Here is a 25,182-nt window from a genome sequence, read left to right on the forward strand (position 1 = left end):
AGTTTCTGGAACCTCTCCACACGCCTTCTGAATATCTCCGGGTTTCCTCTAATCATTCACACCACCTTAATAACAAGGAACGCCATCTCTAGGCTCCCAGAGTTAGAAACCGTGTGGGGAACGTCCTTCGGCAGGTATACAAGGCTTCCTTCCTTAACCTCCGCCCTCTCGTCGCCAACTTCCACAATGCCCTTTCCTTTGACGACGTAGATAAAGGCATCCACGGGCGTTGCATGCCTTTTGAGAGCCTCACCTGGCTTCAGTGTGACGTGGAATATCTGAGCCTTCTCCATCGCTACTAGCTTTCTGACATCGACACCATGTGGGTTCTCCATCATCTCAGCATTTTCAACATTGACAACAATCATTTCAATCCCTCCAGTCAAGCAGTCTTTTCTCGCCATCAATCTTTTTATACTCTGCTATGTCCATAGTCATCTCCAGCGTCCCGAGGTAGTTGCCGTTCTCATCGAACAGCGGCACGTATTTGATGTAAACATACTTCGGCCCCATTCGTATCCAGAAGGTGGCCTCTTTCTTCCTGCCCTCTTTGAAGGCCTTGAGGATTTTGTTCACGATGTGGACGCTCTTGGGCGGATGGCAGAGCTGGACAGGTCTTCCGAGCACGGAAGGAGTCCTAACGAATATCCTCTCGCCCGGTGAGAAGAACCTCACGCGGTCGTCCTTGTCTATGAAGGTCACATCAACCGGAAGGGCCTCGAATATTGCCTTGAGTTCCTCGACGTTAACGTAGCCGGTTCCAAGGTCTATGTCGCCCTCACGTTTGAGCTCAGCTTTGTCAAACTCCAGGGGTTGGCCCTTCAGGGCCTGTTGAACCTCCTTTGGAAGCTCAAGGAGCTGTTCAACGCTCAGCTCGGGATCAATCTCCCATGGGTGAAGCGGCTTTACATTCTCACCGGGATCCCACATGGGAGGGTTCACCTTATAGTAGCCAATCTCGTCTTCCTGCTGGCGGATGGCCTTCCACTCTCTCTCCGTGAGGAGGGCTTTGAGGGTCGGATAGTAAATGTTGTTCTCCCTGAAGACCATGTCACTAAGGGCGAATGCGGTCTCACTCGCCTTGGCCTTGAACTTCTCCACAAATTCCTCCCAAGACATCTCTTCTCTTCTCGCTAGAAGCTCAGCAAGGCGCTTAATCATGAACCTTATCTCGTCGTGCTTTGTCCAGAGGACGGTGGCTATTGCAGTTAGACCCCTCCTCTCGATGTACGGAAACGTAAGCATCTCCTCGCGATTGTAGTGCGTGAAACCGACCTTCCTGAGGTTGTCCACTATCTCCTCCAGAACGCCGAGGATTTCTTTCCTCATGCGCTCGTCCTTGGTGTTCGCTAACGTTGATGCGTAGAGATTGAGCATCTCGGCGTCCTTCATTATTTCCTTGTTCTCAAGGTAGAGAGTTTTGAGGGGGTGTCCGTCGGGTAGATCATTCTCCTCGAGCTCCTCTGTTCCTGCAACGGCTTCTCTGAAGAGCTCGACATGGATGTCGCACATCTTGGCTATCTCCCTGGCGGAGATGCCTTCCTTCACCAGCTCCTGCTCGATGAGCGGGATTTCAAGGGGGGAGATGCTACTTAAGACTGCCTTAAACTCGGCCTTCAGCTTGTTTACATCTTCTCCCTCGTGTATCTTTTTGAGCAGATTCTTGAGCTGCTCCTTCTTATACTCCCTGTTGTTCAGTAACTCGGTCATCTTAGTCACCTTCATGACATATGTCATAGGTGGCGCTTATAAGTATTTCTGGACATATCTGGGCATAGAAAACTAAACAATCCTGACCAGCAAAGCTTATATGTCGAGTGTCATACATTCGAACGGTAAGCGAAAATGATGCTCGATGTTGGGGGTTTGAAACCACCCCAACCAGCGGTTATGATCCTCGAGAGTCTCGGGAAGCTCAAGGTTGGTGATACCCTTGAGGTGATAGGTGACAGGCCCTTTGTTGACCCGATTCCCAAGTTAGAGGAGGCAGGATACAACATTGAAGTTGGAGGAGTCGGCGGTTTCTTCGTCCTCAAAGTTACGAAGACCGAAAGCTCAAAGGAGCTTAAGATGGAAGTTAAAGAGTGCGACGATAGGCTGGATGAGATAACAGAAGACACCAACGTAGCCAAGCTTCTCAAGGCCTATCCTCAGTCCCTTGAGATACTCGTCAAGTATGGCTTCTCCCCGCTCCAGAACCCTGTGATGAGGAAAACCCTGGCCAGGACAGTGACCCTTAGGCAGGCCAAAAAGCTTCTCGGTATGAGCGACGAGAAGTTCAAGGCCATGATGGAAGAATTGAAAAAACTGGAGGAAAGGAATTAATCTACCTCCTCCACTGAGACTGCTCCTTCCTCCACCTTTATTCCCTTACTGAGCATGTCTTTCAGATCCTTCTCTGGGTCACCAGTTAACCTGAGGTCAAACTGCTTCCTTAGGATTTCGAAAACGTTCGGCGTTAGGAATTCTGGCGCTTTTGGACCTATGTAAATGCCCTTCACTCCCAAGTACAGAAGGGTGTAAAGTATGCCGATTGCCTTCTGCTCCATCCACGACAGTACTATGCTGACGGGGAGTGAGTTAACGTCGGTTCCGAGCTCGCTTGCCAGGGCTAGTGCTATCTCTATTATCGAGTAGACGTTGTTGCACTGGCCGAAGTCCAGGAACCTTGGAATGCCCTCGATCGTCCCGTAGTCCCTCGCGTTGTAGCGGAACTTACCGCAGGCGGCGGAGAGTATTATGGCATCTTCCGGAATCAGCTCGGTGAGCCTCTCGTAGTACCTCATGCCCTTGTGTGGCGTGTCACAGCCGCCAACCACGAATATGTGCCTTATCCTGCCCTCCTGGATCAGCTCTATCAGCTTGTCCTTCATCGCCAGCACGTTGGTGTGGTGGAAACCCGTGAGGAGCTTTCCTCCCTCTATCTTCTCCATCTTCGGTGTTTCAAGGGCGCGCTTGATAAGCGGCTCGAAGTTGTAGTCCTCGATGTGAGGAACTCCCTCAAGGCCGGCTATTCCAACTGTGAATATTCTGTCCGCGTAGGCCTTTGTCGGCTGCTGGACGCAGTTGCTCGTGCCCAGTATGACCCCTGGAAACTCCGCGAACTCCTTCCTCTGATAGAGCCACGAGCCACCCCAGTTGCCGTAGAGCGACTTGAACTTCCTCAGCTCTGGATATGCATGAGCGGGAAACATTTCTGCGTGGGTGTACACCTTAATTTCATCTTGCAGCCCCATCTCCTCTATCTGCCTCAGGAGCTCGTAGAGTGCCTTATAGCTGTGGCCGGTGACTAATATACCATGCCCGTCAGCAGTTCCAGTGGGGACCTCTACCGGCTCCGGCCTGCCGAAGGTCTCCACATAGGCTCTGTCTAGGAGCTTCATGGCCTCTAGGTGAATCCTTCCGTTCTCAAGAATGAGTCCAAGGAAGCGGTTTTTGTCGAAGTTGACGTTCGTCAGGGTAGAGTATAGGGCCTCGGCAAGGAAGTGGCCAATCTCTGGATTGTCGTAGCCAACCTCGAGCGCGTGGTAGTAGTAGGCGGCGGTGCCCTTTATTCCATAGAGCAGCGCTTCCTGAAGGGAGTTCAAGTCCGGATCTTTTCCGCACACGCCCCTAACGGTACAGCCACCACTTAGGCTCATCGAACACTGGTTGCAGAGCATCCCAACACCTCCAGACAACTTCATCACGATCCCTCCTATGACACCTGTCATATACTTCGAGTTATAAATGAAGATACCTTCATAAAAAGTTTGCGGTTTCTTAACCTAAAAGGCCATATTTACATAGCTGGAAAGAAAATATTCGGGACGCATGATTGTATTAACTGTTACATCATGTTCTAATTTTTGAAGTAGATGTTTTCGACTTTCCCGCCCACCCAAAGTATATATGACATGTGTCATTACATTGTAATCTCCAGAGAACCACGAGTTATGACAAAGAAAATGTCCGTTTAATCCAACCTAAGGCTTGGCCTAAATTCGACCAAAAGTCTTAAATATTCCGTGCGTCATACAAGGGTATATGAAAACGAATGCTTTCGAAGTTGCTTCACGCTATGTCTATCCCTCGCTGAGGCGCAGGCTTGTAGAGATACTCAGGGAGAAGGGACTCAAGCAGACACAGATAGCGGAGCTTTTGCACATTACCCAGTCTGCCGTTTCTCGATATCTGAGGATGGACAGGGGGGCTTTAATAGACGTTGCCCAATTCCCAGACATAGATGATGGCCTCAAAAAGCTCGCCGAGGAGATAATCCAGAAGAGGCCTACCGAGTACGAAATCCACTTAAGGCTAGTTCAAATCTCACTGGAGATGCTGAGCAAAGGTTATGTCTGTTCTTTCCACTCTCAAATTGATCCTGAGTTGAACCCTGCCCAGTGCAGGGTCTGCCTGGAGCTGTTCGGTTAGCCGAAAGTTTACGCTGAGACTAACACAACATTTAATATGTTTCGACGTGTATCTTAACTGGGTGATTCTCATGAAAAGGGCACTTGTAACCCTCACTCCACCCGAGAGCAAAAGGTTGATAGCCAAAGCGGTAGTGGCCATGGAAGAAGTCCAGCACGCCCTTAAGCACGGCTTTGTCTACATCGCGACCGGAACAACCGCAGCTTATATAGCCGAGGAACTTCTCGGGGAGAAAATCGAAAAGGAGAAGTGGACCGTTGGAACAATAAGCAAAGGCAGAACGTGCGTTACCCCCAAGAATACCTGGCCGAAGCATCTCGTCCTCTACAAGGGGAAGCCCTTTGAGGGCGAGCCGATAGAAGCTCTGAAAGAGATGGGGCCGAAGGACGTCTTCATCAAGGGCGGAAATGCGATAGATGTAAACTGGAATGTGGCCGTCTTTGCCGCCGCCCCAGACGGAGGAACGATAGGCAAGACCTTCGGCTGGACGATAACCAAAGGAGTCTTTACGATAACGCCCATAAGCCTGGAAAAGTTCGTACCCACTCCAGTCGAAGAGAGCGCCAAGCTCACTGGCATATATTCCTTCGACTGGGGTACAGGCCTCTACGCGGCTCTCGTTCCAATCCCCCATGCTCACCCAGTGACGGAAGTTGAGGCATACAGAATACTTGCCGACGTTGAGGCAATACCAATCGCTGCCGGAGGTGCCGGTGGAGCCGAGGGCAGCGTAACACTCGTTCTTAAAGGAGAAGACGAGGCCATGGAAAAAGCCAAGGAGATAACGAAGGCCGTGAAGGGTGAGCCATACCTCAAGCCGTACACAGAGGACTGTGCCGTCTGTCCCTTCGCGAAGATATGTGGGTTAGGAAGCGGAGCTTTCTGAGGTGAATCCTGATGAAGCGGGCTCTCGCTTTGGTTCTTTTAATTCTCCTTTTAGCTCCACTCGTTCTTGCCGACGAGTACGAAGGGGAAGAAGACGAATACGAGGCTGGCTACACCGCCTTCGCCGTAGTCGGTGTGGCGATGATTGCTACTGGAGTAGTTTATTACTCCCTAACCAAGCGGAAACTTCTGATAATTCACAAGAAAGCGAGCGAGTGGGGCTTCGAAATAAAGCCTGAGCAGCCTTACGTGACGGTGTTTGGGCCGATTTATCCACTTACGATACACCATGCCCTCACGATAACAGGTACCCTTTTGGTGTTCGTTCACTTCTTCTCGTGCGATAATTACTCAGGTCTCGCTGGAATAACCGGTCTCAGCATGGCCATAACACTTGTTCTGCTGAACGTCAGCGGCTTTGTTGGACGCTACATTCACGGCAAAGTAACAGTAGCTGCAAAGAAACACGACAGTACCATGGCCAAGAAGTTCGTCAAGATACTGGGGAACTGGAAGAAGGTTCACATTGCACTGGCGGTAATATTCGCGATACTGCTCCTCATTCACCTCAACGCCGTTGATTGAAGCTTTTTTCAAGAATTTCTTTTTAAGCCCCCTTTTCTACATCTTTATTGGGGGGTGAGTCATGGACGAGCTGGAGATGATCAGGAGAAAAAAGATGCTCGAGCTGATGAAGAGGACTGGAATGATAGAGGTCAAGTCAAAGGGGCCGAAGGTCGTCATTGAGGTTATTACCGCCCCAGGCTGTCCCTACTGTCCAATAGCAGTCCAGATGGCAAGGGAGCTCGAGAGGAAGTATAACGGCGTCGTTGCAAGAGAGCTGAGTGTTGCAACGCCAGAAGGACAGAGAAAGGCTATGGAGCACAACATCCTAGGAACTCCCACCATACTGATAAATAACAGAGTGGAGTTTATAGGCGTGCCGAACTTTGGGGAGTTCGAGAGAAAAGTAAGGATGCTGCTAGGCCTACAGTGAGGCCCCCGTGAGAACCCAGATCCCTATCGCTATGAGCAGTATCCCCGCTATCACGGATAGCTCCCTGCTGTGCCTCACCATCGCCTGGGAGAAGCGCTTGCTCTCTGTGACGCTTCCCATCGCCAACAGTATGACCACCAGCGGGAGCACGAAGACGAGGTTGTAGAGCGCAAGCAGGAGAAAAGCGAGCGTTTTTCCGCTCTTTGAGATTATTATCGCATAGACGAGATAGCTCCCGGCAGAGCAAGGAAGGAGAGTCGTCGACACTATAACACCGAGGGTAAAAGCTCCTAAGAGTGTCGCGTCGCTGCTGAATATCTTCTTCCTGAGGCCGCTCTTACCAAAAACCCTAGACCTCTCCATTAATCCAGTAACGATAGTATAAAGGCCGAAGATTATGGCCGCAACGCCGGCAGCCCAGAGAGGCAGGCGGCCAGCGAAGTAGAGAAGGCCAACGCCCAGAAGATAGTATGAGATGTATACGGCCACTATGAATGACGCCCCAACGATGTAGAGCCTCCTCCGTGAAATCTCTCTAACGGAGAGTGCTATGAGGAGCATGGTGTAGATGACAAAGGTGCACGGGTTTATGGAGTCGCTCATTGCAAGCGTGAAAAACTGGGGGATGAAGTGAGTTAAACCGAGTGCCCAGAGTGCTAAGGAGCTTATCCCAAAGGAAGTTAGTAGGATGATAGCCAACGCCTTTACTTCACTCCTCATGGTAGTCACTCCATCCTATAACTTTTTGTGGATTTCTAAAACAAAAAGTTGAGAACAAAAGGTCAGCGCCTTCTCCTCAGGAGAACAATGGGAACTATCACGAGAACGGCCATTATTCCCGGACCGCACACTTTGTCGTTGTTTTCGCTTGTGCTTGTGGTTTCATCTTCAGACGGCGTGGAAGTTGTAATCTCTGAAGTCTCAGTTGTATCGGCCTCGGGAAGCCTGTGCTCGACATATATAGTCTGGAGCTTCTGTATGATTGTCTCGTTCTTAATGATGTAAGCCTGGCCGGCAACAAAGAGGATAAGCCCGTTGTTCTCCATGGCAGCCTCTATTATCTCGGGCGTCGCCGAGACGTTAAACTCTCCCTCGATTATAGCGTAAAGGGTTCCGTTGTAGGTTATTGCTACCGCAGGAACTCCCATAATGCCTGTGTATTTGTACTGCTCGCCGAAGAGCTTCTGGTTCTCCTCATTGTTCACGAGTTCGTAATAGGTTAGACTTTCGAGGCCATAGATTTCTGGGATGAGCTTTTTCATGTTCTGGCAGTGCGGACAGGTGCTCATGCCATACATGTAAAAGTGAACTTTGTTTGAATCTATCTGGGTTTCGGCCACTGCGTAGGAGAGCAACGAAACTGTCAGGAGGAAAAGCAACAGTAAAGCAGTCCTCCTCATTTTCTCACCTGTCAGATACTTCTCGTGGGAGGTTATAAACCTTGGCCGCGGAAAGCTTAAATCCTCCAAAGCCCAAAAATTGTGGGGATAATCATGCAGGAGTGGTATCGCTCTCGGGCGCTCTATGAGGCGGTCCTCAAGCTTGTTGATTCCGGAAACTTCGAAGAAGCCGTCAAGATGACGGAAGATATACCCGACAAAGGCATCAGGGCAAAGGCCCTCTCACGCATTGCTGTCGTGCTGGCAAAGAGAGGGGCCGATTATAGGGAAGTCCTGGAAAGGGCCATAAAATCCGCCCTCGATATAGACAAACGTGACGAAAGCACCAAGGCTTTAATGAGTCTCGCCTTTGAGTTTCTGAACCTTGACAAACCCGAAGAGGCCATGAAAATAGCCAACTACATAACTGACCTTTCAAACCGCTCGAAGATACAGGCTGAAGTTGCGCTAACCCTTGCCAAAGCAGGTAAGATCTCCGATGCAATGGGAATTATCAACAGTATCCTTGATGAAGACGTTAAAACATGGGCAATGTCTCGGCTCGCGAGCCAGCTTTAGCTTAGACTTGCCTATTTAGGACATTCTATTACCTGGTTTTAACATGTATACATCCACAAGGCTTTTTTAGGCTCACCCGTTTCCCGTTCGGGTGAGAAAAATGAACGGTGGAGAGATAATAGGACTCCTGGGAATGCTACTGCTGGTCAGCTCGTGGTTGCCTCAAACCATCGAGACCGTGAAGAAAAAACACTGCCCGCTGAACCTGAAGTTTATCGTAATCTACGTTGTAGCGGCAACACTGCTGACGATATATTCCTATATAATAGGAGATTGGATATTCTTTACCCTGAACTTCCTGTCTGCACTTCAGAGTGCAATAAATCTCGTGGTGAAACTGCTCTACCCATGACTTTTATTTTCTTCGTAGAGGCCTACCGGCTCTCCCCACTAGATAACATGACCCTCAATGGCCTTTTCCAACTCCCTTCTCGTTGCCTCGGGCTTGAGGTTGAGTTCTGTGTCAAGGGCATAGACCTTGAATTGATAGTGGTGCACCCTGTGTCCCCTCTGTGGACATGTCCGCTATAACCTATCTTTCCGAAGTCATTCACTCCTTGGACGACGTGGATTGGGGCATCGACTTCTCCCATTGGTGGGACGCCTCTTTGTATCTCGCCAAGCGGAGGGATGTTCCAGGCTATCCAGTGAGCAAAGGTTCCTCCGGGAGCGTCGGGATCATCAACTATAATCACAAGGCTCTTGGCCCTTGAGTCAATGTGGCCAATGAATATCGGTGGGTTTACGTTTTCGCCGTCGCAGGTGAATTCCACCGGGGTGAAATCCCCGTTGTGGAAGACGGAGCCTATCTCCAAATCCATTCTCACATCCCAATCTTCGTTATTGGGGGATAGACACCCACCGGCTGAGAGCAGCAAAACCGAAACCAGCACGAGCGCAACTATCCTTATATCAGTGAATAGGTTTTCAAACATAAAAATGTTTTGGCCCAAAGATTTGTTAATGACAATAGCAGTCACCCATCCTACGGCTAAGGTTTTAAGTCTCCCAAGAGTATCACATTCGATGCTCTATGAGGGCGCTCTGGGAGAGAGAAATTAACGCGGGGGAGATAGTTGTTTCACCAAGACCCGTCTGGAAGTGCATGACCTGTCCCATGTACGGGAAGAGGCCGAGCTGTCCCCCGCATGCCCCGGACTGGAGGGAAGCCAGGGAGTGGGTTAGCTCCTTCAGACAGGCGCTCATCATCAAGTTTGAGATTGATTACAACAACTTTGAGGCTGAAAAAAGGAAAGCCCTTCTCTACCTTCTCAAGCGCGAAGAAGAGCTCTTCAAGGAGGGCAAGATGTACGCAATGGCACTCTTCCCGGGCAGCTGCAACCTCTGTGACGACTGTACCTTTGAGAGGGGAGAGCCCTGCAGGATGCCAACGAAAGTGAGACCGTCGGTAGATGCTATCGGCATAGAGATCAGCCGGCTCGTGGAGATAGACTTCTCCGAAAGCGTTTTGTACGGGATGCTGTTAGTTGAATGAGGTGGAAGCATGGAGAATGAGAAAGGCTTCCCTCGAATGAAGTGGGGAGTGTCTATCCCGATGTCCCTTGTTTATTCCTTTGGAGCGGCCTGGTTCTACTATCCGCCTGCCAAGGGCGAGCCGCTGATAGATGTCACATTCGAGGAACTCCTGCTCCACTTCCTCGTTCTGATTTTCCTCTTCTGGATTGTCGCGATCCCAGGCATAGAAAAGAAGGATAAGACCGCGGATTTGATTCTCCTCACAGTACTGACACTCCCAGCGGGTGTTTTCGCGGCTCTGCTCGTTCTCTTCATCCTAAGAGGTCTAGGGATAGAAACCTACGGCGTGGAGTATTTCATCCTCCCGCTCGTGCCATTCACTCTCGCCCATAAAGCCGTTGAGGGGAGGATAACCCCTAGACCATCCCTGCGGGCGTTCGCCTATAAAGTAATCGCCTTCGCATGGGGGAATTTTGCATGATAAATCCGAGAAAGATAGCCTACGTAACTTTGCTCGGTCGCTCGGAATGGGCGCTCGTAAACACCTACTATGTCGTCGTTTCAAGGAACAGGAAGCCAAGAAAGGTCTTCATCTTTACGGAGGAAGTCTACCGGAAAAAGCTGCCCAAAGTTGTGGAGGCCATAAAGGTTATCTCGCAGGCCTACAACTTCAACCCTGAGATAGAGACCGTCGTGATACCCAACAACAGCTTTCTCGAGGCGGATAAGAAGTTCAAGGAGCTCTTCCAGAGGCTTGAGGAAGAGGGATACACTATCGGGCTCGACATAACCTCGGGAAGGAAGGCCCTCGCAACGGCAGCAGTAGTTCAGATAAGGGATTTTCCAGTCGACAGGATAATCTACATGGCCCTGCTGGACATGGATTTTCCGGACAGGCCCTATATGATGATCCCGAAGCATATGCAGCGCCTCAAGAACTTCCTCGGTGATGGGAATGTCGTTGAGCTATGAAATAATTGAGAAGCCCGAGCTTCAGGTGCTCATCAATATCTTGCCAGAGATAGTGGTAAGCTACCCCCTCTACGAACTTCCCCTATTCAGGGTAGAACCAAGCGAGAAAGGCTACGAACTGGACGTTTTGGTAAACCGCCATGAATTCAACGAGGCCGTTCCCGAGCACCTCTCCTACGAACTGCCGACATACAGCGACTTCTACGAGGCATTCATCTCGGCCGGAATTCTGCGCTACGACAACATAAACGAGTTCATGAAGAGCCTCGAGCTCTACAAGTACCTCCGCAAAGGGGTTGCCTTCGCTCCCGACACTAATCTCTTCTACCACCGCTTTATCTCGGGCTTCCGGCCGCTCGACGGTTACCAGATAGTCGTCGCAGAGGGTGTGCAGAAGGAGATAGAGAACTCAATGAACTACAAATACCGCCACGGTCAGCTGAGCGAGATGAGGAAAGCCGTCAAGAACGCCCACCTGCTCAAGGAGTTCAGCAACCGGCGCGTCAAGAAGTCTCGAAAGGCTGCATACATTGCCCTAAAAGAGTTTGAGAGGCTGAAAGACAGGATAATCATAGCCGAAAGCGTCAATGAGCTCGCCCATAACAACGACGAGATCATTATCAAGTCCCTCAAGCGCTACGACGAGATGACACCAACCCTGCTCGTCTTCCTGACGGCGGACATAGCGATAACGGATGTTGCCAAAATAGAAGGGCTGGAGTACTCCCTCTTCGAATACCCAACGGCAGAGCTCGGGAGGCACGAAGTTTCAGCCTACCAGCTGAGGACGCTCATCTTCAACCTCGCCGCTGTTTTTGGCGTCGTCGAGGTGAACGGGGTTACAATCTTCGGTGAGTTTGGAGGCAAGCGGGGGCTCAACGAGCTGAAAGTAATCTTTCCGGAGCAGAATAGAACATACCATGAGTTCATGTTCCACCTCAAGCTGTGCAGAAGGCTCATAGAGACAATGGGGGAGAAGAGAAGATAAGGAATCACTGGAGCATTCCTTCCAGCTTCTCGACGAACTCTATGCTCCTTCTGAGGTCGGCGAAGTACTCTTTAGCTTTTTCTACGTGCTCTCTCTCCACCCTTCCACCCCTCGCTAAGACACTGGCGGGAGCGAGCAGCTGGACGGCATAGCGCAAGCTGGTCTTCTCGCCGAGCTCTGCCAGGTACTCAATCGCCTCCTCGCTTATGTCAATCTTCTCTTCCCTTGCACGAATCTTGACTATCTCGCGGATTTCGTCCCTCTTGTAGGGCTCGGTGTTGATTATGAGCAGCCTGTCGAGCATGTCTATCGGTATGCCGTGCGGGGCCTCGAGGTCCGTTCCTCTAATCTTCGTCCTTCCGCGGTTGGTGGCCAGTATCAGTATCGGTGCTAACTCGCTCTCCATGGCCCTCGCGAGGAACGAGAAGGCCTCAATGTCGAGCATGTGAACCTCGTCGATGAAGAGCACTCCCGGGACAAGCGTTGCCTTGCCGTCCTCAATCCACTTCTTGACCATTTCGTCGACCTTCTCTCTGATGTCGTCGCTTATCTCCGCCCCAGAGCTAAAGAGCAGTCCGAAGATGTTTCCCCTCGCGTTCGCAACATCGAGGTCATGGAGCGTGACAGTGTAGGTGAACTCCTTTATCTTGAGCACCGGACCGCTCGGCAGGTTGACCTTTCTCTTGAAGAAGAGGCCTTCCTCCTCCTTGACAGTTCCGAGCTTTGAAATCCTGCCCGTCTCAGCGTCTATCTGTATGACGTCGCCCTCTTCAACGCCCAGCTCCATGAGCTGGTAGGCTATCTCCCTGCCGGCCCTTATGGTCTTCTCGTCGTCCTTCGTGCGGAGCGTTATTATCACGCTCTCGGGAATCTCCACGTACGGATTGAACGGGTGCCTCGTCTTTCTGACTTCAATCTCCTTGACTTCACCCTCGTAGACCTTCCTCTCCTCACTGATTCTAACGCCTATGGCCCTCCTGAGGGTCTGCTTCAGGAACTCGGTCTTCTTGACCTCGGCGGAGTAAATCTCACTTCCGGCAATCTGGACAAAGGGCACATCTTCGCCGAGCTCCCTAGCTATTCCCATGGCTATTGCCGTCTTACCGCTCCCGGTCGGGCCAACGAGGAGGATTCCCTTCCCAGCGAGCTTTCCGCGCTTGATGAGCTCGACGGCTATTCCAGCCGCTTCTCTCGCTTTAACCTGCCCCACCATGCCGTCGGCCATGAACTTCGCCTTTCCGTTCTCGTCGAGGCCGAGGCCCCTTATATGGGAGTGCATGCCGACCCTCTCGAAGGAAACCTTTGCGACCTCCTCGATGACCGGCATGCTTTCACCTCCTCCAATTAATCTTCCCGCCGGTTACTAAAATAGTGAGGATTTAAAAATTTGACGGCTTAGAAGTGGGCCTTCAAGAAGCGTCTTATTGCCTCAAAGGCTTCCCCCTCCGGAGCGAAATCCTCAGCAACTTCGCTTAAAAGCCTGTGTTCGCTGGCCTTCCCGTGGAAGCGGAAGGCTCGCTTTAGGGACGGCCAAGCCCCGAAGAGCGCCCCTGCCATGGAGCCAAGAACTGCAGTGGCTCCATAGGGCATGAAGAACCTCCCGAAGAAGAAGCCCGATGCGAGGAGACCGAATCCGAGGAGGGCATTAACAATTCTCTTCGTGAAGGAGATGGGAAACTCCGCATAGGGAATTCTGCCGTCGGCGCCATCAACATACGCGCGATAGGTGAAGGGGCCGTACTTGTACTTCAGCTTCCAGATGGGATAGTAAACGAGGCCATCAAACTGGAGCTCGAAAGTCGGCATGCCCATGCTCACGCTTCTCCAGTGGAAATAGCGTTTGGCTTCCATCTTCAGCAGCTCGCGTATCTCCCTCTTCAGCCTCTTTTCAGCATCTCCCTCATTGAGGCTCTTCTCGACAAGCCTTCCCCCCACATTTCCATCGAAGTAGCGCCTGCCCCTCGTCGGCAACGGGTAGTTAATAAGCTCGTCAAAGCCATCAGCGGCTGGAACGGTAACGTAGTTAAAGAACTCAACTCGCCCATCGGCCGTCGAGAGTCCACCGCTGTGGGCAAGCCCTTCGGCTTTCACAAAGAAGACGTAGAAGGGAATGTACAACAGTTCTCGCTCCAGGATTCTTGCCTTCCACTCGACGTCATTGGGCGAGAGCCTCTGGAGTCTGATGAACGAGCTTAAAGGCCTCCAGGGGTCTTCGACCTTTAGGCCGTAGGTGAAGGTCTTAGCTTCACCGAGCTTGATTTGGAAGCCGCAGTAGGGGCAGGTGACTATTCCAGCTTCCTCACTCTCAAACTCCGCTCCGCAGTTAGGACATTTGACCTTCATCTCTCAACCCTCACGTCGCGCGCCATCTTCCTTCCGTATCCCCTCGCAAGCTCGTAGCCAAAGTAAGCCCCAAGACCCGGAAGGATCAGCATACCCAGGGCACCCTGTCTAGCGTGGCAACCACTTCCCAGTAAGCTAAGTTTCCGTATAACATGGAGAAGAAAGCCGCAATTCCAACCCCCAAGAGGGCCGTGGTCAAGTAAGCCACCTTACGCCATATCCTGACGGGCTCCAGCGCTATAACTTCCCTCCCCTTGCCGCCGTTATAGGCCACGAAATACGTTCCACCCTCTAAGTCGTAGTAGACCTTCCAGAGCGGGTAGAAGACAAGGGCAACTTCTTCGACATCACCGCCAAAAGAGAAAGCCTTCAAGGGCTTGTCCTTGGGAACGTGTCTTTCCTTTGCAAAGTCAGATGCCCTGTCAAGCAACGTTGCTCTAGCCTGCTCCTTGCCAAAATCGGTGTTCAGAAACTCCAGCTTAAGACCCTCCCACTTCTCGGGCGTTAATCCTTTGATCGGTCTGACATCCATCATATATTTGAGCGTGTTTCTGAGCTCCTTGAACGTAATGTATCCGCCGCGCTCGAATTTCTCTGCCAATGCCTCGACAGCTATGTCGTAAACACTTCTCCTGGCAGGAATACAGACGACTGAATCGTCCTCGAACTCATGGTACTTCACGACTTTCCTCTTTTTGTTGCCCTTTCTTTCGTAGTCCACGAAGCGGACGTACCCTCTTCCTCCACCTTGCCGAACCAGAGGGGAACGTAAACCCCCTCAACCTTCGCAATCTTTATCTTTCCCCGGAGTCCGAGGAAGTCTTTGTCATTCTCAACCCTCTCCCAGAATAGGCGCAGGATCTCCTTCTTTGGAAGGCTCTCCACGAAGAAGACGTTATCCTCGGAGAAGACTTCATCATAGGCGTTCGGATAGCCGCAGTAAGGGCAGACGACTATTATATCCTCCGGCGTCGTCTCGAGCGGAGCGCCGCAGTGCTCGCACTTGAGGACTTCGATTATTACCACCAGAGATTGGGAGGAAGTTAAAGGTTAAAAGTTTTTGGCTCAGGCCGTCGATCCCGGGCATCACTAACCCCAAAGGCCAATGTCATCATCGCCGGTGGAAGTTCGCGAGCGGACTTAAAAACTCACCTAAGTTTGAGAGCAAAATATAGCGAAGCGACGCCCGTGATTATACTCGCTGCGAGGATGAAGGCACCGATGGTTCTTACGAGATATGCATCCTCCTGAAGGGCGAGCCAGCCAAGGAGAAAGCCTGCCAAAACGAGTGGAATTACTGAGAGCTCTGATCTCCAGAGAAAGCCGATTCCAAGGAAAAGACCAGCGAGCAGGTAGAGCGGGTTCCCGTAGTTCAGGAAGAGGAGAAGGGGCAGCACCAAACCTGCCCATGGGACTATCTTACCTCCCCTCTCGTCGCGATTGAGGTAGAAAGAGCCTATGATGAGAATGACGAGAGATAGAACAGCGCTTACCTGGGAAGCTGTCGGATTGGAGTTCTGAGTGTACATAGAGATGAGCACAAAAACCGCCGAAAGACCTACAAGCCCGAGGGCCTTTTTCATGCCTACACCTCACAAGACGTTGAGATACCTGTGCACCTGGAAGCTCAGTCCAACGTTCTTCCGACCCATTATCAGAGCCGCCTCGCGGTAGAACTCCATCAGTTTTGGCTGGGAGATGTCAATGGGTTCTCGCGGCTGGATAACAAGTGGTGCGAGGCCTTTCAGGAGGGAGGCATACCAGCGGACGTTCTCTATCTTTGTGTCCTTCGTCACCACGAGTTTGGCGTAGGTCTCTGCGCCGGCTTCCTTCAGGATTCTGATGCTCTCTACCTCACGGAGAACGAGAGCTTTCCAGTCTTCAGTTGCCTTAGCCGTTTCGTCCTTTATGTCGACGCTGGCGTAGTCCGTGAGATGAGCTACTTCCTTAATCAGCTCTGGAAGGCCGCCGTGGGTCTCAAGGAAGTTTGAAAAGCCAAGCTCGTGCATCCTCTCCATGAGGGCCTTGAGCGGCCTGACCTGAAGCGTTGGCTCGCCGCCGGTGTAGCTTATGGAATGTATATCCCCCGTATCAAGCCGCAGAATGGCATCGACTACCTCACCCAAGCTCGCCGGGTTAGGTTTGTATTCGAACTTTCCGGTGAAAGGTTCCACCTCATAGCGCCACCGCAAGACCTTGGAGGCATCTATGAACTCCTTCGAGTCGCACCATACACAGTTAAGATCACAGCCTGCGAATCGGACAAATATCTGCCTCCGTCCAAAGGCAGAACCCTCAACGCTCCCTCCTTCCCCCTGCCAGCTGTTGAACACCTCGGCCATTATGAGTTTCATTCCGACACCTCACTGAGGTCTATTCCTTTTACCTTATCGCTCACGTAACCCTCGAGTATCTCAACCCTCACGCTCCTATCCTCGCCAGTGAGGTCAGCCATGAGCTGGACTCCTCTCGCGTAGTCCCAGAGGCGCCTCTTGGCCTCCTCGGTTACGCTTTCGGCCATGACTATTATCTCCGTGACATTATCACTGCTCGCTATCTCTATGACCTTTCTCGCATCCTCTTCAGTGAAGATGCCCCTCTTTTTGACGAGCATAGCCACCACCCCATTCTGCAATTGCATAATTACATGATTCTGTAATCATTGAATCAAATATACTTCATGAGCATTTGAACGGCTTCCTCGAATATCTCCCGGTTCTTCCCGTCAAGAACGCTCTCGAGGTAATGGAGGCTCACGAGGTTGAGGATTATGTAAGCCGTGTCCCTGTCGAGACCAAGATCATAGGCCTCGTAGAAGACTATCTCCCTCCCAAGAGCCTCGTTCAGCATCTCCACGAAGTAGGCGATGTCCTCCACGCGGAGCTCGTCCCACTTGCTCTCCATCTCGTCGAAGTAGCGCTCCATGACGCGCAGAGTCTCAAGGTCGAGCTTCAGCGTGCCCTCGAAGTAAGGAAACTCGCCAACACGGAATATCTTAATGCCTTCCTCGTCCTGAATTCCTATGTAGTCCCAGAGGAGAATGCCCTCTACCGGGTTGTGGCCGTACTTGCTCGCTAGATAGGTAAAGCGCTCCATTATCTCCGTCATGTCGTCGAGAAACTCTTCCTCATCGCGAAAGTGAACTATCTTGCTGATCGTTCCACCCATACTTTCACCTAACCGAGGTTAGTGTAAGTGTTATAAGGCTTTATGCTAAAATTGGAACGCCCGAGGAGTATTGGGTTGCGATGATCTCGGGACCCCCAGGGGGCCGACACTCCCAAAGGCCCCCTTTCGATACAAACTTCGCCTGCGCGACGTTGGAGCAAAGCTCCAACGCACGGGACGACAGTCCCGTTGAGTTTGATCAAGATTCGTGATTCTTGAACTGCCGAGTCCAATGAAAAAAGTGTATTTCCTATCGAAATTCCTGTTCTGAATTCAAAACCTCTTAAAACCGCGTAATTTGCAGGGATTCACTCCATCGGCACCCGCGGGTGCCTCAAAAAGAGCAAATCCATTTTAAGAGCACAACCCAACACAGTTTTTAACTCTTGAATTACATTCTTTTTTGTGAAATACGTCTTACCGGACGCAATATTGGAAGGAATCACGAACTTTTAATGAAGCTTTTTCCAAAAGCTTCCTGATGAAACGTTGTTTGGCAAAGTTTCCCACGAAAGGTTTATTAGGCATAAGCCCGCTCGGTGTCCAGGTATATGCAAAGGTTTATAAAACGTCCCCGGAAAAACCCTTCAGTCGTGAAAATTGCTGATAATTAGGGGTGATGCTCATGGGAAGGACTACTAAGGTCGGTTCAGCCGGAAGGTTCGGTCCGAGGTACGGTCTCAAGATCAGAAGAAGGGTCGCGGCCGTTGAGGCCAAGATGAAGCAGAAGCACATCTGCCCGGTCTGCGGAAGGAAGGCAGTCAGGAGGATAAGCACCGGCATATGGCAGTGCCAGAAGTGCGGTGCCACCTTTGCCGGCGGCGCCTACCTGCCGGTTACCCCGGCTGGAAAGGTCGCCAAGCGTGTTACGGCCTCCAAGGCCTGACCCCTTTCCTTTGCTTAGTTTAGGGTGATAACTATGGTGATGGCCGTTTACCGCTGTGCGAAATGCGGAAAGGAGGTCGAGCTCGACCTCGAGAACACCAGAGAGGTTCGCTGCCCCTACTGCGGCAGCAAGATACTCTACAAGCCCAGGCCCAGGGTGGCCAGGCGCGTAAAGGCAATCTGATTCTTTCCAATTTCGAAAGGCTTTTATCCAATCAACTGAGTTTTGAGTGAGGGCCATGATGCTGATAACGACTTCACACAGACCCACCAGGAGGACGAGGAGCTTCGGGCACGACCTGGAGAGGGTGTTCCCCAACTCCCTCTACCTGACGAGGGGTAAGAAGACCATCCAAGACCTTCTCATGGAGGCCTACGACAGGAACTACGAGAGGCTTCTCATTGTCAACGTCTGGAAAGGCAACCCGTTAAAGATGACCTTCATCAAGGTCGACCCCGACGACTGGGGCTACCTTGGCTACCTCTACCTCCACGGCATAAAGCTCCAGCGCGAGATAGGCTTCAGAAACATAAGGCCCATACGCGAGGAGATGCCCTTCATCGTCACCACCGCCAAACGCGTCGGCCTCGATCACGTTGCCTTCGCGCAGGCCTTCGCCGAGCTGACTGGAGGGAAGTTCGTTCCCAGAAAGGAGCGTTCCCTTCTCGGTATAGCTGACAGATACAATACAGATGTTCTCGGCGTCATCGAGAGACACCCGCGCGGAATGGCGGTCAACTTCTACCGCCTCGACGTGATGAAAGAGAGGGCAGTTGGCCCGCTCATAAGCGTCAAGATATGGATAATGGAGGACGGCCGGAGATGGGACTACAAGGAGGCCCTCGGAATAAAGAAGAAGCCTGGCCAATCGAGGGAGTAATTGAGCTCTCCTTTCCCGACGAGGAGACGGCTAGGGTAGTTTATGAGAGTGTCCTTTACGAGCATAAGAGCGTGCCGTATAGAAGGAGCAAAATCGATTTTCTCCTCGAGGGAAGTAGAATCATTATCCACTTTCTTGCGAGGGACAACTCGGCTTTGAGGGGAACCCTCAACTCATACCTTCGCTGGATTAAGGTCGCGGTGGATTCTCTAGAAGTTTAGCCTAAACTATTTAAAGCCCCGTCCTTATTCTAACCTGACATTACGATTACGGAGGTGTTTGTCGTGCAGAACATCCCGCCGCAGGTTCAGGCTATGTTGGGACAGCTTGAGGGCTACCAGCAGCAGCTCCAGCTCGTCATCCAGCAGAAGCAGAAGGTCCAGCTCGAGCTCACCGAGGCAAAGAAGGCTCTGGAGGAAATCGAGAAGGTTGAGGAGGGAACCGTCATCTACAAGACCGTTGGGACGCTCATCGTTAAGACCGACAAGGCCAAGGCTCTCGAGGAGCTGAAGGAGAAAGTCGAGACCCTCGAAGTTAGGCTCAACGCCCTCGAGAGGCAGGAGAAGAAGCTCAACGAAAAGCTCAAGGAGCTCACCCAGAAGATACAGACTGCTCTAAGGCCGACCGCCGGCTGATCTCTTCTCTTTCCTTTGGGGTGGTAGCAATGGACGAGGGGAGCAGCGGAAAGAGGGTTATCCACATAGGTCTTCCAGAGCTGAGCGAAGAGCAGCTCATCGAGATAGGCGAACTGGCCCAGGAGACGATAATAGACTACGTCTTCGACCACCTCACGAGGAGCGAGGTCAAGGACATCGAGGTCACGATGAGGATAAACAGGGAGGAGACCCTCGACCTTGAGATTGAGGTTTATCTAGAGGTTCCAATCTTCGTCAAGGTGGACGTTGATAAGCTCATCGACGAGGCCGTCGAGAGGGCCTACGAAGTTGTTGAGAGGAAGCTGAGGGAGATAGCCAATGAAGGGGAAAATCAAGCTTAAGCGCTTCCTGCAGAGCTCAAGGGACAAGTCCTTCCTCCTGCTCTGCCACCACAACGCAGACCCGGACTCCCTCGGCTCGGCAATAGCCTTTGCCCTCTACCTTAAATCCACTGGAATAGAGGATGTCAGAATCGGCGTGGCTCAAAGCATATCCTCATACACCAAAAGGCTTCTGACTCTTTCTCCGGTCCCTATCGAGAAGGATCCACAGGTTCGTGAGGACGTCGTGGTGATATTCGACACATCCTCCATGGAGCAGCTCGAACCTATTGAACTTCCCAAGGACAAGTTCATAATCGTGATAGACCACCACGCCGAGAAGGAGAATCCGATAAGGGCCGATATAATGATTGTTGATTCCTCAAGAACTTCGACCGCTGAAATCGTCTGGGAGCTGTTTAAATATCTCGGCTTTTATGACGAGACCTCAGCTAAGGCCCTCCTGGCGGGAATAGTCACCGACACCGCGACGTTCCGATATTCCAATGCCAAAACCTTCAAAGCCGTGAGCGAGATTCTGGAAAGGTTCCCAATTCAGATGGGCGAGATATTCCAGCTTGTTGCCCCGGTTAGCGATGAGAACATTGACCAGGCCAAGAGGATGGCCGTGTTAAAGGCCTGTCAGAGGCTGGAGATAAGGAAATTCCGGAAGTATATAATCGCTGTCTCCAAGGTTTCGGCCTACGAGTCCCTAGCATGCAAGACATTTATCCAGCTCGGGGCAGATATAGCAATAGTTGGAAGCGAGAAGAAGGGCGTTAGAATTTCTGCGAGAGCGAAGGAGAGCTTCGTGAAGAAGGGCCTGCACCTAGGTAAGATCATGGAGAAAGTCGGTCCGATTATAGAGGGTTCCGGTGGCGGTCACGCCGGGGCCGCGGGAGCCAACGGCAAAGCCAACCTCGATGAGGGAATTAAGCTGATTTTGAAAGAAATAGAGAAATTTTTGAGAAATCTGGAGGGTTGAAAATGGCCAAGTGCCCGCTCTGTGGAGCAACTCTTGACTGGGCAGAGCTCATTGGACAGATGCTCCCGATGGAGAACGCTCGGGAGATTTTCAGCGATAAGGATGGGTTCATGGAGGCTTTTGAAGGGTTTGTCTTTAAGTGTCCGAGTTGCGGTGAGGAGTTCTACGGCAGGAACCTGCCGACAAAAGAAGCGGAAAAGGTGTTTGATCTCCTCAACGAGTTCAAGGGCTCGATAGACTGGGAGAATAAGAAAGTTCGCCTTAGACTCAACAGTCTGCTTGCCCTTGACATGATGCTCGAACAGTGGGACAGAAAGGTAAAGGGTTAGCGATAGCCTTTTTTACTTTGGTTTCCCATTCCTAGCGGTCGGTGGTTCTCGTGGCGGAGGGGGTGGAGCTTTACCTATCAAAAGGGGATTACAAGGGTGCCCTCAGAAGCGCCCTGGGAATAGATAATCCAATAAAGAGGCTTGTTGCTCTAACTGAGATTTTAACGGCCTTCCCGAGGGATGAGGTTCTCGCAAACATGCTCGATACCCTTGAGTCCATAAGCGCTACCCCAGAAAGGGCATTGGCATACTCCCTTCTGGGGAGGGCGCTGTACACGCTCGATAGGGACCGCGATGCAGAGGCATACTTTGAAAAGGCCATCGAGCTGGCGAACTCGATAGACTCCCCGAGGATACGGGGAGAGGCTCTAGCGGGAATAGCGAGAAACCTCGTTCTCTCCGATAGGTATAAAGACGCGCTCAGACTCTTCAGGGAAGCGGTTGAACTCCTCCAGGCCTCAAGGGGGCTCTCCTCCGCCGCGACTTCTTCCCTGATAAGAATAGCAAGACTCATAGAGAAGAGCGCGGACGAGATTCCAAACCAGATAGCCATTGAATTCTACGAGCTGGCGAGGGACGTTTACACGTCGATATTCTTCAAGCTCCAGGCCAAGCACCTGGAGGACAAAATAGAGCTGATAATGGACGTCCTTAAGCGGGGCAAGGCTGCAGTTGAGGAGCTCCTTGAGAAGGGTGAAGTCGAGCTGGCGATAGAAATGATGCGCTTCCTCCCGCTGGAGAGCAGAGCAATTTCGATGCTCGAGCTTGCCTACTGGCTCTTCCTCCACGAGCAGCCGAGACTCGGGAGGAGGGTCTTCGACGACGCCTTTGAGATAATCTTCGTAGGCAAGTTCAGGCCGACAGATGTTGAGCTGGAGCGCATCGCAAGGAGGTTCCTTCGCATAGGCTTCCTCGAGGAGCCGCTGATAATCGCGGGGGTTGTTCGAGACGATAAAAAGGCCTCAGAGCTCCTCGGTGAGATTGCGCTTTCCTACGCACGCTGGGGAGACAAAGCGAAGGCCCGTTCTATAGCTGAGGGAATAAGGGACGAAAGCGTTAAGAACCGCGTTCTGAAAGCTCTGGAGGGTGAAGAAGATGTGGGACACGAGCAAGGACTACCGCTTACTGGTGGCGGAGAAGAGCGTGGAGCTGTTCCTGAAGACGATTGAGGGAGCAAAGTTCAAGGGCAAGTGGGACAAGAAGAAGGCCATCCAGCTTGCCAAGGAGATGATCCCCGAGATACAGGCCATGCGCTACTCCTATATCGAGCCGAAGGAACTCATAGAGACTCCGCAGATGCAGGCTCTGAAGGAGAAGGCCAACGGCATAATCGAGGCTCTTGGTGGAGACGACTGGCACCACAAGTTCCTCAGCCTGGCCGACAAGAGCGAGCGCGAGAAGGTTGAGGAGGCTGTGGCAAAAATCAGGTTTTTCCTCAACACTATCCTCAACCTTGACAAGCGCCTAGCATTAGGTAAGATAAACGATCCGGTCATAGCGGTGGACATAAGGGTCGGCGAGGTCATGAGCGTCGGGAAGCACCCCAACGCGGACAGGCTTTTGGTTACGAACGTCAACATCGGCGAGAGGGCAATAACTGTGGTCACCAACGACCTCACCGTTAAGGAGGGTAACCGCGTTGCCGTTGCCCTGCTCCCGCCGGCGAACTTCCGCGGAATAGTCAGCGAGGGGATGTTCCTCGGCGCCGGTGAAGGCGTCCTCAAGGACGTCAAGGGAGAAATAGGCGGCCTGCCGAAGGGAATCCCGCTTGAGGCCTTTAACGAGACGAGGAACCTGGTGGAGGCGTTTTTGAAGGGGTGAGATATTATCCCCCAGACTAGAATTTTGAGGTATTCTTTTTTCTTCTAAGGTTTCTGTGACATTTCTGGTGTATTCCACCTCTTTCACATTTTACATTTATGTGTGAATTGTACTATAATTATAATTAACAAAGAAATGATTACTATTAATAATAGGAAATTTTATAAAGTCAACTACCAGATATTGGATGCAGAAACCTCGGAGGGATCTGGGTGAAGTGGAAATCGTTATTGGTAGCCCTACTAGGATTGCTGATGGTTGGAATGACTGCAGGAACGGCAAGCGCAATATCGCCTCCAATAGGGGATGAGGGGAAGTTCTTAGTATCTCTAAAGAATAATTCTATGCCAAACAGTCTAAGGGAAATCCCATTTTTCAAATATACAGGACTCAATCAAGAATTCAAATTGCTATCAGACGATGGAACAATCTTCAACTTGGCTCGAGAGCCTGCAAACATTAGTATCAAGAGAGACCGTGGAGCCACAAAAATTATCAGAAAATACCACCTAGGAAAATACTTGTTTCAGAAATAATATTTGTTGAGAGAGGTAAACTAAAAACTATTCTTGTCGTTAGTTCCAAAGAAGTAACAAATCTAACAATATTGTGGAATGTTTATTCCCCTGTCTTCAGAGATTTTGACACTGTGAACACTAAGCAAGCTCATCCCACCGGAACAATTTCCCCAGCGATCATAGGCCAAAGCAATAACATTAGATTTACCTTGTCGTATGGTGAAGTATATTCAAAATTTAAATCCTCAATCATAACCCGGCAAGGCATTTCTCTAACATTTGGGCCATTTAACCTATCCCAACACGAAACACTCAATATCGGGGAGTTTGAAATATCTATTCAAAGAGCCCCTGCTAACAAGATAATCCCTATGGGATATTATTACTACACCCCATCACCGGCTAGGTATCCAATAAAAAGGTATTTCGACATCTACGACCACGATGGCAACGTCGTTGGTAGGGCTGTTGTGACAATCTACGGAAGCAGAAAAAGAGGAAGCAACTACGCATACCTTGAGGACGGAATGGAAGGATTTACCTCAGTTGGCTATGCAGTAGCTCCCAAATATGGAAAGTTTCATTCACTATACACTAAATTTGAGTTTTGTGGAGGTTATTTCGGTTCTGGATATCCAAATGTTCCGATAGAACTCAATTATGAAGCCATAGGTGGACATCGTACTAGCAGACAATTTACTGAAGTGCATCGAACCCTCATAGACCTTGTTTCCAATTACATTGAAGGAGGAGGATTTATAAGTATTCTACTCAATGGCCTATCTGCAGAAAGCCGGAACAACAGAGGTACAAACATTCTAAAGAAGTATTACAGAGGGTCAGTAACTATAACATCACGGGGAGTAATATTGGGCTATCTCGGAGCTGATGAGATAGGCCAGTATTATACATACACGGTCCACTTGCCCTACGAGCTAGATGAAGATATGATAAAATTCTGTCTCACAGTAAGACCGGGAATAGCAGTACCTCATTCCTTATACCAAACAGACAGGCTCTACACTAGATATTACTCAATACCAATCTGGGTTCCGCTCCAAAGGCCGTAACTGGAGGTAACCATGTATGAGCCTCAAAAATCGGATATCAAACAACTTTAGAGAGATCTTGGTCGTTTATTTCCTTTATATTCTCCTTTTTAATTTGGTAGTCCACCAGTCGTCTTTACTGGCGGAGCAAAATTATGCGCCCATTAACGGGAAAGAAATCAGTATTGCGGGAATAACCTATAAGGGCAATCTAACCTGTTGGAACTCGACGAAGGAAGCCATCAACTATCGTTACCTCGTCTGTCGCTTCAGTGCATCCAGGAAAGCTTTCATAAGCAGAGGGTTTAAAGTTGACTTCTCAGCCGAGTCATCAGAACCATTTGAACTTGAAACAGCCAGAGAAGACGCAATAATCAAAATACCTCCCGATTTCAGAGGAAACGGAACACTCAAACTCAGGGTATGGATCTATGACGTCTGGTGGATCGGGGTTATTGTGCCCCAGCGTACGAACGTTGTCCTAACTTTTAACTGCACAGAAAAGGACTGTCTGTTGCAGAAAATTGAAAAAGGATGA

General features: G+C 50.8%; 38 protein-coding genes and 1 pseudogene. 24 read left to right on the forward strand and 15 right to left on the reverse strand.

Going from position 1 to position 25,182, the window contains the following annotated elements:
• Window positions 1-56 precede the first annotated feature (56 nt).
• Window positions 57-368 (reverse strand): cupin domain-containing protein, encoded by a 312-nt coding sequence (locus E3E33_RS10075; protein WP_167710727.1) that lies wholly within the window; start codon window positions 366-368, stop codon window positions 57-59.
• 1 nt (window position 369) lies between these two features.
• On the reverse strand, window positions 370-1,710 hold the full coding sequence (locus E3E33_RS10080) for a DUF438 domain-containing protein (RefSeq protein ID WP_167710728.1): 1,341 nt from the start codon (window positions 1,708-1,710) through the stop codon (window positions 370-372).
• 138 nt (window positions 1,711-1,848) lie between these two features.
• On the opposite strand from E3E33_RS10080, the gene E3E33_RS10085 reads away from it, so the two are divergent.
• Window positions 1,849-2,325 carry a DUF1858 domain-containing protein gene (locus E3E33_RS10085; RefSeq protein WP_240912236.1) on the forward strand — a complete coding sequence of 159 codons (477 nt, stop codon included), beginning with the start codon at window positions 1,849-1,851 and terminating at the stop codon, window positions 2,323-2,325.
• On the opposite strand, the gene hcp is transcribed toward E3E33_RS10085, so the two are convergent.
• Complete coding sequence (gene hcp, locus E3E33_RS10090) at window positions 2,322-3,686, reverse strand: hydroxylamine reductase (RefSeq protein WP_240912081.1); 1,365 nt, start codon at window positions 3,684-3,686, stop codon at window positions 2,322-2,324. The two genes, E3E33_RS10085 and hcp, sit on opposite strands and share 4 nt — an antisense overlap.
• 340 nt (window positions 3,687-4,026) lie before the next feature.
• Here hcp and E3E33_RS10095 point away from each other — a divergent pair, with 340 nt between their 5' ends.
• From E3E33_RS10095 to E3E33_RS10110, 4 genes are all read left to right on the forward strand, one after another.
• Entirely contained in the window at window positions 4,027-4,413 is a 387-nt protein-coding gene (locus tag E3E33_RS10095; RefSeq protein ID WP_012571433.1) for a transcriptional regulator, read from the forward strand.
• A 70-nt stretch (window positions 4,414-4,483) separates the two neighbouring features.
• On the forward strand, window positions 4,484-5,299 hold the full coding sequence (locus tag E3E33_RS10100; protein ID WP_012571432.1) for a hypothetical protein: 816 nt from the start codon (window positions 4,484-4,486) through the stop codon (window positions 5,297-5,299).
• Window positions 5,300-5,310: 11 nt separating this feature from the next.
• Window positions 5,311-5,883, forward strand: coding sequence for a hypothetical protein (locus E3E33_RS10105; protein ID WP_167710730.1), 573 nt, complete (start codon window positions 5,311-5,313; stop codon window positions 5,881-5,883).
• A 61-nt stretch (window positions 5,884-5,944) separates the two neighbouring features.
• Window positions 5,945-6,295, forward strand: coding sequence for a thioredoxin family protein (locus tag E3E33_RS10110; protein ID WP_012571430.1), 351 nt, complete (start codon window positions 5,945-5,947; stop codon window positions 6,293-6,295).
• On the opposite strand, the gene E3E33_RS10115 is transcribed toward E3E33_RS10110, so the two are convergent.
• Both E3E33_RS10115 and E3E33_RS10120 read right to left on the reverse strand, forming a co-directional pair.
• Window positions 6,287-7,015: a cytochrome c biogenesis CcdA family protein gene (locus E3E33_RS10115; RefSeq protein ID WP_167710731.1), complete on the reverse strand. Its 729-nt coding sequence runs from the start codon at window positions 7,013-7,015 to the stop codon at window positions 6,287-6,289. The two genes, E3E33_RS10110 and E3E33_RS10115, sit on opposite strands and share 9 nt — an antisense overlap.
• 62 nt (window positions 7,016-7,077) lie before the next feature.
• The gene (locus E3E33_RS10120; protein ID WP_167710732.1) at window positions 7,078-7,695 is read right to left on the reverse strand and encodes a glutaredoxin domain-containing protein; all 618 of its coding nucleotides are present in this window, start codon (window positions 7,693-7,695) and stop codon (window positions 7,078-7,080) included.
• Between the two features lie 93 nt (window positions 7,696-7,788).
• Here E3E33_RS10120 and E3E33_RS10125 point away from each other — a divergent pair, with 93 nt between their 5' ends.
• On the forward strand, window positions 7,789-8,253 hold the full coding sequence (locus E3E33_RS10125; RefSeq protein WP_167710733.1) for a hypothetical protein: 465 nt from the start codon (window positions 7,789-7,791) through the stop codon (window positions 8,251-8,253).
• Window positions 8,254-8,353: 100 nt separating this feature from the next.
• Window positions 8,354-8,605: a PQ-loop domain-containing transporter gene (locus E3E33_RS10130; RefSeq protein ID WP_167710820.1), complete on the forward strand. Its 252-nt coding sequence runs from the start codon at window positions 8,354-8,356 to the stop codon at window positions 8,603-8,605.
• A gap of 38 nt (window positions 8,606-8,643) precedes the next feature.
• Here E3E33_RS10130 and E3E33_RS11165 read toward each other — a convergent pair whose 3' ends face one another.
• Both E3E33_RS11165 and E3E33_RS11170 read right to left on the reverse strand, forming a co-directional pair.
• A complete protein-coding gene (locus E3E33_RS11165) occupies window positions 8,644-8,751 on the reverse strand; it encodes a hypothetical protein (RefSeq protein WP_342764287.1) in 108 nt (35 codons plus the stop codon).
• Between the two features lie 80 nt (window positions 8,752-8,831).
• Window positions 8,832-9,188, reverse strand: a pseudogene (locus E3E33_RS11170) (YbhB/YbcL family Raf kinase inhibitor-like protein); the annotation flags it as partial.
• 98 nt (window positions 9,189-9,286) lie between these two features.
• Between E3E33_RS11170 and E3E33_RS10140 the strand changes: the two are divergent.
• Genes E3E33_RS10140 through E3E33_RS10155 form a run of 4 tightly spaced genes read left to right on the forward strand, consistent with a single transcriptional unit; the run spans window position 9,287 to window position 11,689 of the window.
• Window positions 9,287-9,748 carry a DUF2284 domain-containing protein gene (locus tag E3E33_RS10140; RefSeq protein ID WP_167710734.1) on the forward strand — a complete coding sequence of 154 codons (462 nt, stop codon included), beginning with the start codon at window positions 9,287-9,289 and terminating at the stop codon, window positions 9,746-9,748.
• Between the two features lie 9 nt (window positions 9,749-9,757).
• Window positions 9,758-10,210 (forward strand): hypothetical protein, encoded by a 453-nt coding sequence (locus E3E33_RS10145; RefSeq protein ID WP_240912082.1) that lies wholly within the window; start codon window positions 9,758-9,760, stop codon window positions 10,208-10,210.
• A complete protein-coding gene (locus E3E33_RS10150; protein WP_167710735.1) occupies window positions 10,207-10,701 on the forward strand; it encodes a hypothetical protein in 495 nt (164 codons plus the stop codon). Before E3E33_RS10145 ends, E3E33_RS10150 begins: the two co-directional genes overlap by 4 nt.
• Window positions 10,685-11,689, forward strand: coding sequence for a PIN domain-containing protein (locus E3E33_RS10155; RefSeq protein ID WP_167710822.1), 1,005 nt, complete (start codon window positions 10,685-10,687; stop codon window positions 11,687-11,689). Before E3E33_RS10150 ends, E3E33_RS10155 begins: the two co-directional genes overlap by 17 nt.
• Before the next feature lie 4 nt (window positions 11,690-11,693).
• Here the strand turns inward: E3E33_RS10155 and E3E33_RS10160 are convergent, their stop codons facing one another.
• The 8 genes from E3E33_RS10160 to E3E33_RS10190 all read right to left on the reverse strand — a co-directional run bounded on the left by E3E33_RS10160 (window position 11,694) and on the right by E3E33_RS10190 (window position 17,200).
• Complete coding sequence (locus tag E3E33_RS10160) at window positions 11,694-13,016, reverse strand: RuvB-like helicase (RefSeq protein ID WP_167710736.1); 1,323 nt, start codon at window positions 13,014-13,016, stop codon at window positions 11,694-11,696.
• Between the two features lie 68 nt (window positions 13,017-13,084).
• The gene (locus tag E3E33_RS10165) at window positions 13,085-14,032 is read right to left on the reverse strand and encodes a hypothetical protein (RefSeq protein ID WP_167710737.1); all 948 of its coding nucleotides are present in this window, start codon (window positions 14,030-14,032) and stop codon (window positions 13,085-13,087) included.
• An 85-nt stretch (window positions 14,033-14,117) separates the two neighbouring features.
• Window positions 14,118-14,753 (reverse strand): hypothetical protein, encoded by a 636-nt coding sequence (locus E3E33_RS11025; protein WP_240912084.1) that lies wholly within the window; start codon window positions 14,751-14,753, stop codon window positions 14,118-14,120.
• A complete protein-coding gene (locus E3E33_RS11030) occupies window positions 14,711-15,058 on the reverse strand; it encodes a hypothetical protein (protein WP_240912085.1) in 348 nt (115 codons plus the stop codon). The genes E3E33_RS11025 and E3E33_RS11030 overlap by 43 nt, the downstream gene beginning before the upstream one ends.
• Window positions 15,059-15,180: 122 nt before the next feature.
• Window positions 15,181-15,615 (reverse strand): hypothetical protein, encoded by a 435-nt coding sequence (locus E3E33_RS10175; RefSeq protein WP_012571416.1) that lies wholly within the window; start codon window positions 15,613-15,615, stop codon window positions 15,181-15,183.
• 9 nt (window positions 15,616-15,624) lie between these two features.
• Window positions 15,625-16,386 (reverse strand): 7-carboxy-7-deazaguanine synthase QueE, encoded by a 762-nt coding sequence (locus tag E3E33_RS10180; RefSeq protein WP_167710738.1) that lies wholly within the window; start codon window positions 16,384-16,386, stop codon window positions 15,625-15,627.
• On the reverse strand, window positions 16,383-16,646 hold the full coding sequence (locus tag E3E33_RS10185) for a hypothetical protein (RefSeq protein WP_167710823.1): 264 nt from the start codon (window positions 16,644-16,646) through the stop codon (window positions 16,383-16,385). Before E3E33_RS10185 ends, E3E33_RS10180 begins: the two co-directional genes overlap by 4 nt.
• A gap of 53 nt (window positions 16,647-16,699) precedes the next feature.
• A complete protein-coding gene (locus tag E3E33_RS10190) occupies window positions 16,700-17,200 on the reverse strand; it encodes a hypothetical protein (protein ID WP_167710739.1) in 501 nt (166 codons plus the stop codon).
• Between the two features lie 625 nt (window positions 17,201-17,825).
• On the opposite strand from E3E33_RS10190, the gene E3E33_RS10195 reads away from it, so the two are divergent.
• The 13 genes from E3E33_RS10195 to E3E33_RS10255 all read left to right on the forward strand — a co-directional run bounded on the left by E3E33_RS10195 (window position 17,826) and on the right by E3E33_RS10255 (window position 25,182).
• Window positions 17,826-18,086, forward strand: a complete 261-nt coding sequence (locus E3E33_RS10195; protein ID WP_012571412.1) for a 50S ribosomal protein L37ae — start codon at window positions 17,826-17,828, stop codon at window positions 18,084-18,086.
• Between the two features lie 33 nt (window positions 18,087-18,119).
• Window positions 18,120-18,269, forward strand: a complete 150-nt coding sequence (locus tag E3E33_RS10200) for a DNA-directed RNA polymerase subunit P (protein WP_012571411.1) — start codon at window positions 18,120-18,122, stop codon at window positions 18,267-18,269.
• A gap of 55 nt (window positions 18,270-18,324) precedes the next feature.
• Window positions 18,325-18,966 (forward strand): ribosomal biogenesis protein, encoded by a 642-nt coding sequence (locus E3E33_RS10205; RefSeq protein WP_167710824.1) that lies wholly within the window; start codon window positions 18,325-18,327, stop codon window positions 18,964-18,966.
• Window positions 18,909-19,187 carry a KEOPS complex subunit Pcc1 gene (gene pcc1 / locus E3E33_RS10210; protein WP_167710740.1) on the forward strand — a complete coding sequence of 93 codons (279 nt, stop codon included), beginning with the start codon at window positions 18,909-18,911 and terminating at the stop codon, window positions 19,185-19,187. Before E3E33_RS10205 ends, pcc1 begins: the two co-directional genes overlap by 58 nt.
• A gap of 63 nt (window positions 19,188-19,250) precedes the next feature.
• A complete protein-coding gene (locus tag E3E33_RS10215; protein WP_012571408.1) occupies window positions 19,251-19,601 on the forward strand; it encodes a prefoldin subunit beta in 351 nt (116 codons plus the stop codon).
• Window positions 19,602-19,630: 29 nt separating this feature from the next.
• The gene (locus tag E3E33_RS10220; protein WP_167710741.1) at window positions 19,631-19,963 is read left to right on the forward strand and encodes a DUF3194 domain-containing protein; all 333 of its coding nucleotides are present in this window, start codon (window positions 19,631-19,633) and stop codon (window positions 19,961-19,963) included.
• Window positions 19,941-20,927 (forward strand): bifunctional oligoribonuclease/PAP phosphatase NrnA, encoded by a 987-nt coding sequence (locus E3E33_RS10225; protein ID WP_167710742.1) that lies wholly within the window; start codon window positions 19,941-19,943, stop codon window positions 20,925-20,927. The genes E3E33_RS10220 and E3E33_RS10225 overlap by 23 nt, the downstream gene beginning before the upstream one ends.
• Window positions 20,928-20,929: 2 nt before the next feature.
• Window positions 20,930-21,256 carry a hypothetical protein gene (locus tag E3E33_RS10230; RefSeq protein ID WP_012571405.1) on the forward strand — a complete coding sequence of 109 codons (327 nt, stop codon included), beginning with the start codon at window positions 20,930-20,932 and terminating at the stop codon, window positions 21,254-21,256.
• A 50-nt stretch (window positions 21,257-21,306) separates the two neighbouring features.
• Window positions 21,307-22,425 (forward strand): tetratricopeptide repeat protein, encoded by a 1,119-nt coding sequence (locus E3E33_RS10235; RefSeq protein WP_167710743.1) that lies wholly within the window; start codon window positions 21,307-21,309, stop codon window positions 22,423-22,425.
• Window positions 22,352-23,077: a tRNA-binding protein gene (locus tag E3E33_RS10240; protein ID WP_012571403.1), complete on the forward strand. Its 726-nt coding sequence runs from the start codon at window positions 22,352-22,354 to the stop codon at window positions 23,075-23,077. The genes E3E33_RS10235 and E3E33_RS10240 overlap by 74 nt, the downstream gene beginning before the upstream one ends.
• Before the next feature lie 254 nt (window positions 23,078-23,331).
• Window positions 23,332-23,613, forward strand: coding sequence for a hypothetical protein (locus E3E33_RS10245; RefSeq protein ID WP_167710744.1), 282 nt, complete (start codon window positions 23,332-23,334; stop codon window positions 23,611-23,613).
• A 113-nt stretch (window positions 23,614-23,726) separates the two neighbouring features.
• Complete coding sequence (locus E3E33_RS10250) at window positions 23,727-24,665, forward strand: hypothetical protein (RefSeq protein WP_167710745.1); 939 nt, start codon at window positions 23,727-23,729, stop codon at window positions 24,663-24,665.
• 16 nt (window positions 24,666-24,681) lie between these two features.
• Window positions 24,682-25,182, forward strand: coding sequence for a hypothetical protein (locus tag E3E33_RS10255; RefSeq protein ID WP_167710746.1), 501 nt, complete (start codon window positions 24,682-24,684; stop codon window positions 25,180-25,182).

This window comes from Thermococcus sp. GR5, assembly GCF_012027535.1.
Classification (GTDB): domain Archaea; phylum Methanobacteriota_B; class Thermococci; order Thermococcales; family Thermococcaceae; genus Thermococcus; species Thermococcus onnurineus.

Excerpts from the sequence above, each read along its gene's own strand:
- E3E33_RS10075 (WP_167710727.1), bottom strand. The coding sequence starts at position 368 with ATGATTGTTGTCAATGTTGAAAATGCTGAGATGATGGAGAACCCACAT.
- E3E33_RS10080 (WP_167710728.1), bottom strand. The coding sequence starts at position 1,710 with ATGACCGAGTTACTGAACAACAGGGAGTATAAGAAGGAGCAGCTCAAG.
- E3E33_RS10085 (WP_240912236.1), top strand. The coding sequence starts at position 1,849 with ATGCTCGATGTTGGGGGTTTGAAACCACCCCAACCAGCGGTTATGATC.
- hcp (WP_240912081.1), bottom strand. The coding sequence starts at position 3,686 with ATGAAGTTGTCTGGAGGTGTTGGGATGCTCTGCAACCAGTGTTCGATG.
- E3E33_RS10095 (WP_012571433.1), top strand. The coding sequence starts at position 4,027 with ATGAAAACGAATGCTTTCGAAGTTGCTTCACGCTATGTCTATCCCTCG.
- E3E33_RS10100 (WP_012571432.1), top strand. The coding sequence starts at position 4,484 with ATGAAAAGGGCACTTGTAACCCTCACTCCACCCGAGAGCAAAAGGTTG.
- E3E33_RS10105 (WP_167710730.1), top strand. The coding sequence starts at position 5,311 with ATGAAGCGGGCTCTCGCTTTGGTTCTTTTAATTCTCCTTTTAGCTCCA.
- E3E33_RS10110 (WP_012571430.1), top strand. The coding sequence starts at position 5,945 with ATGGACGAGCTGGAGATGATCAGGAGAAAAAAGATGCTCGAGCTGATG.
- E3E33_RS10115 (WP_167710731.1), bottom strand. The coding sequence starts at position 7,015 with ATGAGGAGTGAAGTAAAGGCGTTGGCTATCATCCTACTAACTTCCTTT.
- E3E33_RS10120 (WP_167710732.1), bottom strand. The coding sequence starts at position 7,695 with ATGAGGAGGACTGCTTTACTGTTGCTTTTCCTCCTGACAGTTTCGTTG.
- E3E33_RS10125 (WP_167710733.1), top strand. The coding sequence starts at position 7,789 with ATGCAGGAGTGGTATCGCTCTCGGGCGCTCTATGAGGCGGTCCTCAAG.
- E3E33_RS10130 (WP_167710820.1), top strand. The coding sequence starts at position 8,354 with ATGAACGGTGGAGAGATAATAGGACTCCTGGGAATGCTACTGCTGGTC.
- E3E33_RS10140 (WP_167710734.1), top strand. The coding sequence starts at position 9,287 with ATGAGGGCGCTCTGGGAGAGAGAAATTAACGCGGGGGAGATAGTTGTT.
- E3E33_RS10145 (WP_240912082.1), top strand. The coding sequence starts at position 9,758 with ATGGAGAATGAGAAAGGCTTCCCTCGAATGAAGTGGGGAGTGTCTATC.
- E3E33_RS10150 (WP_167710735.1), top strand. The coding sequence starts at position 10,207 with ATGATAAATCCGAGAAAGATAGCCTACGTAACTTTGCTCGGTCGCTCG.
- E3E33_RS10155 (WP_167710822.1), top strand. The coding sequence starts at position 10,685 with ATGTCGTTGAGCTATGAAATAATTGAGAAGCCCGAGCTTCAGGTGCTC.
- E3E33_RS10160 (WP_167710736.1), bottom strand. The coding sequence starts at position 13,016 with ATGCCGGTCATCGAGGAGGTCGCAAAGGTTTCCTTCGAGAGGGTCGGC.
- E3E33_RS10165 (WP_167710737.1), bottom strand. The coding sequence starts at position 14,032 with ATGAAGGTCAAATGTCCTAACTGCGGAGCGGAGTTTGAGAGTGAGGAA.
- E3E33_RS10175 (WP_012571416.1), bottom strand. The coding sequence starts at position 15,615 with ATGAAAAAGGCCCTCGGGCTTGTAGGTCTTTCGGCGGTTTTTGTGCTC.
- E3E33_RS10180 (WP_167710738.1), bottom strand. The coding sequence starts at position 16,386 with ATGAAACTCATAATGGCCGAGGTGTTCAACAGCTGGCAGGGGGAAGGA.
- E3E33_RS10185 (WP_167710823.1), bottom strand. The coding sequence starts at position 16,646 with ATGCTCGTCAAAAAGAGGGGCATCTTCACTGAAGAGGATGCGAGAAAG.
- E3E33_RS10190 (WP_167710739.1), bottom strand. The coding sequence starts at position 17,200 with ATGGGTGGAACGATCAGCAAGATAGTTCACTTTCGCGATGAGGAAGAG.
- E3E33_RS10195 (WP_012571412.1), top strand. The coding sequence starts at position 17,826 with ATGGGAAGGACTACTAAGGTCGGTTCAGCCGGAAGGTTCGGTCCGAGG.
- E3E33_RS10200 (WP_012571411.1), top strand. The coding sequence starts at position 18,120 with ATGGTGATGGCCGTTTACCGCTGTGCGAAATGCGGAAAGGAGGTCGAG.
- E3E33_RS10205 (WP_167710824.1), top strand. The coding sequence starts at position 18,325 with ATGATGCTGATAACGACTTCACACAGACCCACCAGGAGGACGAGGAGC.
- pcc1 (WP_167710740.1), top strand. The coding sequence starts at position 18,909 with ATGGGACTACAAGGAGGCCCTCGGAATAAAGAAGAAGCCTGGCCAATC.
- E3E33_RS10220 (WP_167710741.1), top strand. The coding sequence starts at position 19,631 with ATGGACGAGGGGAGCAGCGGAAAGAGGGTTATCCACATAGGTCTTCCA.
- E3E33_RS10225 (WP_167710742.1), top strand. The coding sequence starts at position 19,941 with ATGAAGGGGAAAATCAAGCTTAAGCGCTTCCTGCAGAGCTCAAGGGAC.
- E3E33_RS10230 (WP_012571405.1), top strand. The coding sequence starts at position 20,930 with ATGGCCAAGTGCCCGCTCTGTGGAGCAACTCTTGACTGGGCAGAGCTC.
- E3E33_RS10240 (WP_012571403.1), top strand. The coding sequence starts at position 22,352 with ATGTGGGACACGAGCAAGGACTACCGCTTACTGGTGGCGGAGAAGAGC.
- E3E33_RS10245 (WP_167710744.1), top strand. The coding sequence starts at position 23,332 with ATGGTTGGAATGACTGCAGGAACGGCAAGCGCAATATCGCCTCCAATA.
- E3E33_RS10255 (WP_167710746.1), top strand. The coding sequence starts at position 24,682 with ATGAGCCTCAAAAATCGGATATCAAACAACTTTAGAGAGATCTTGGTC.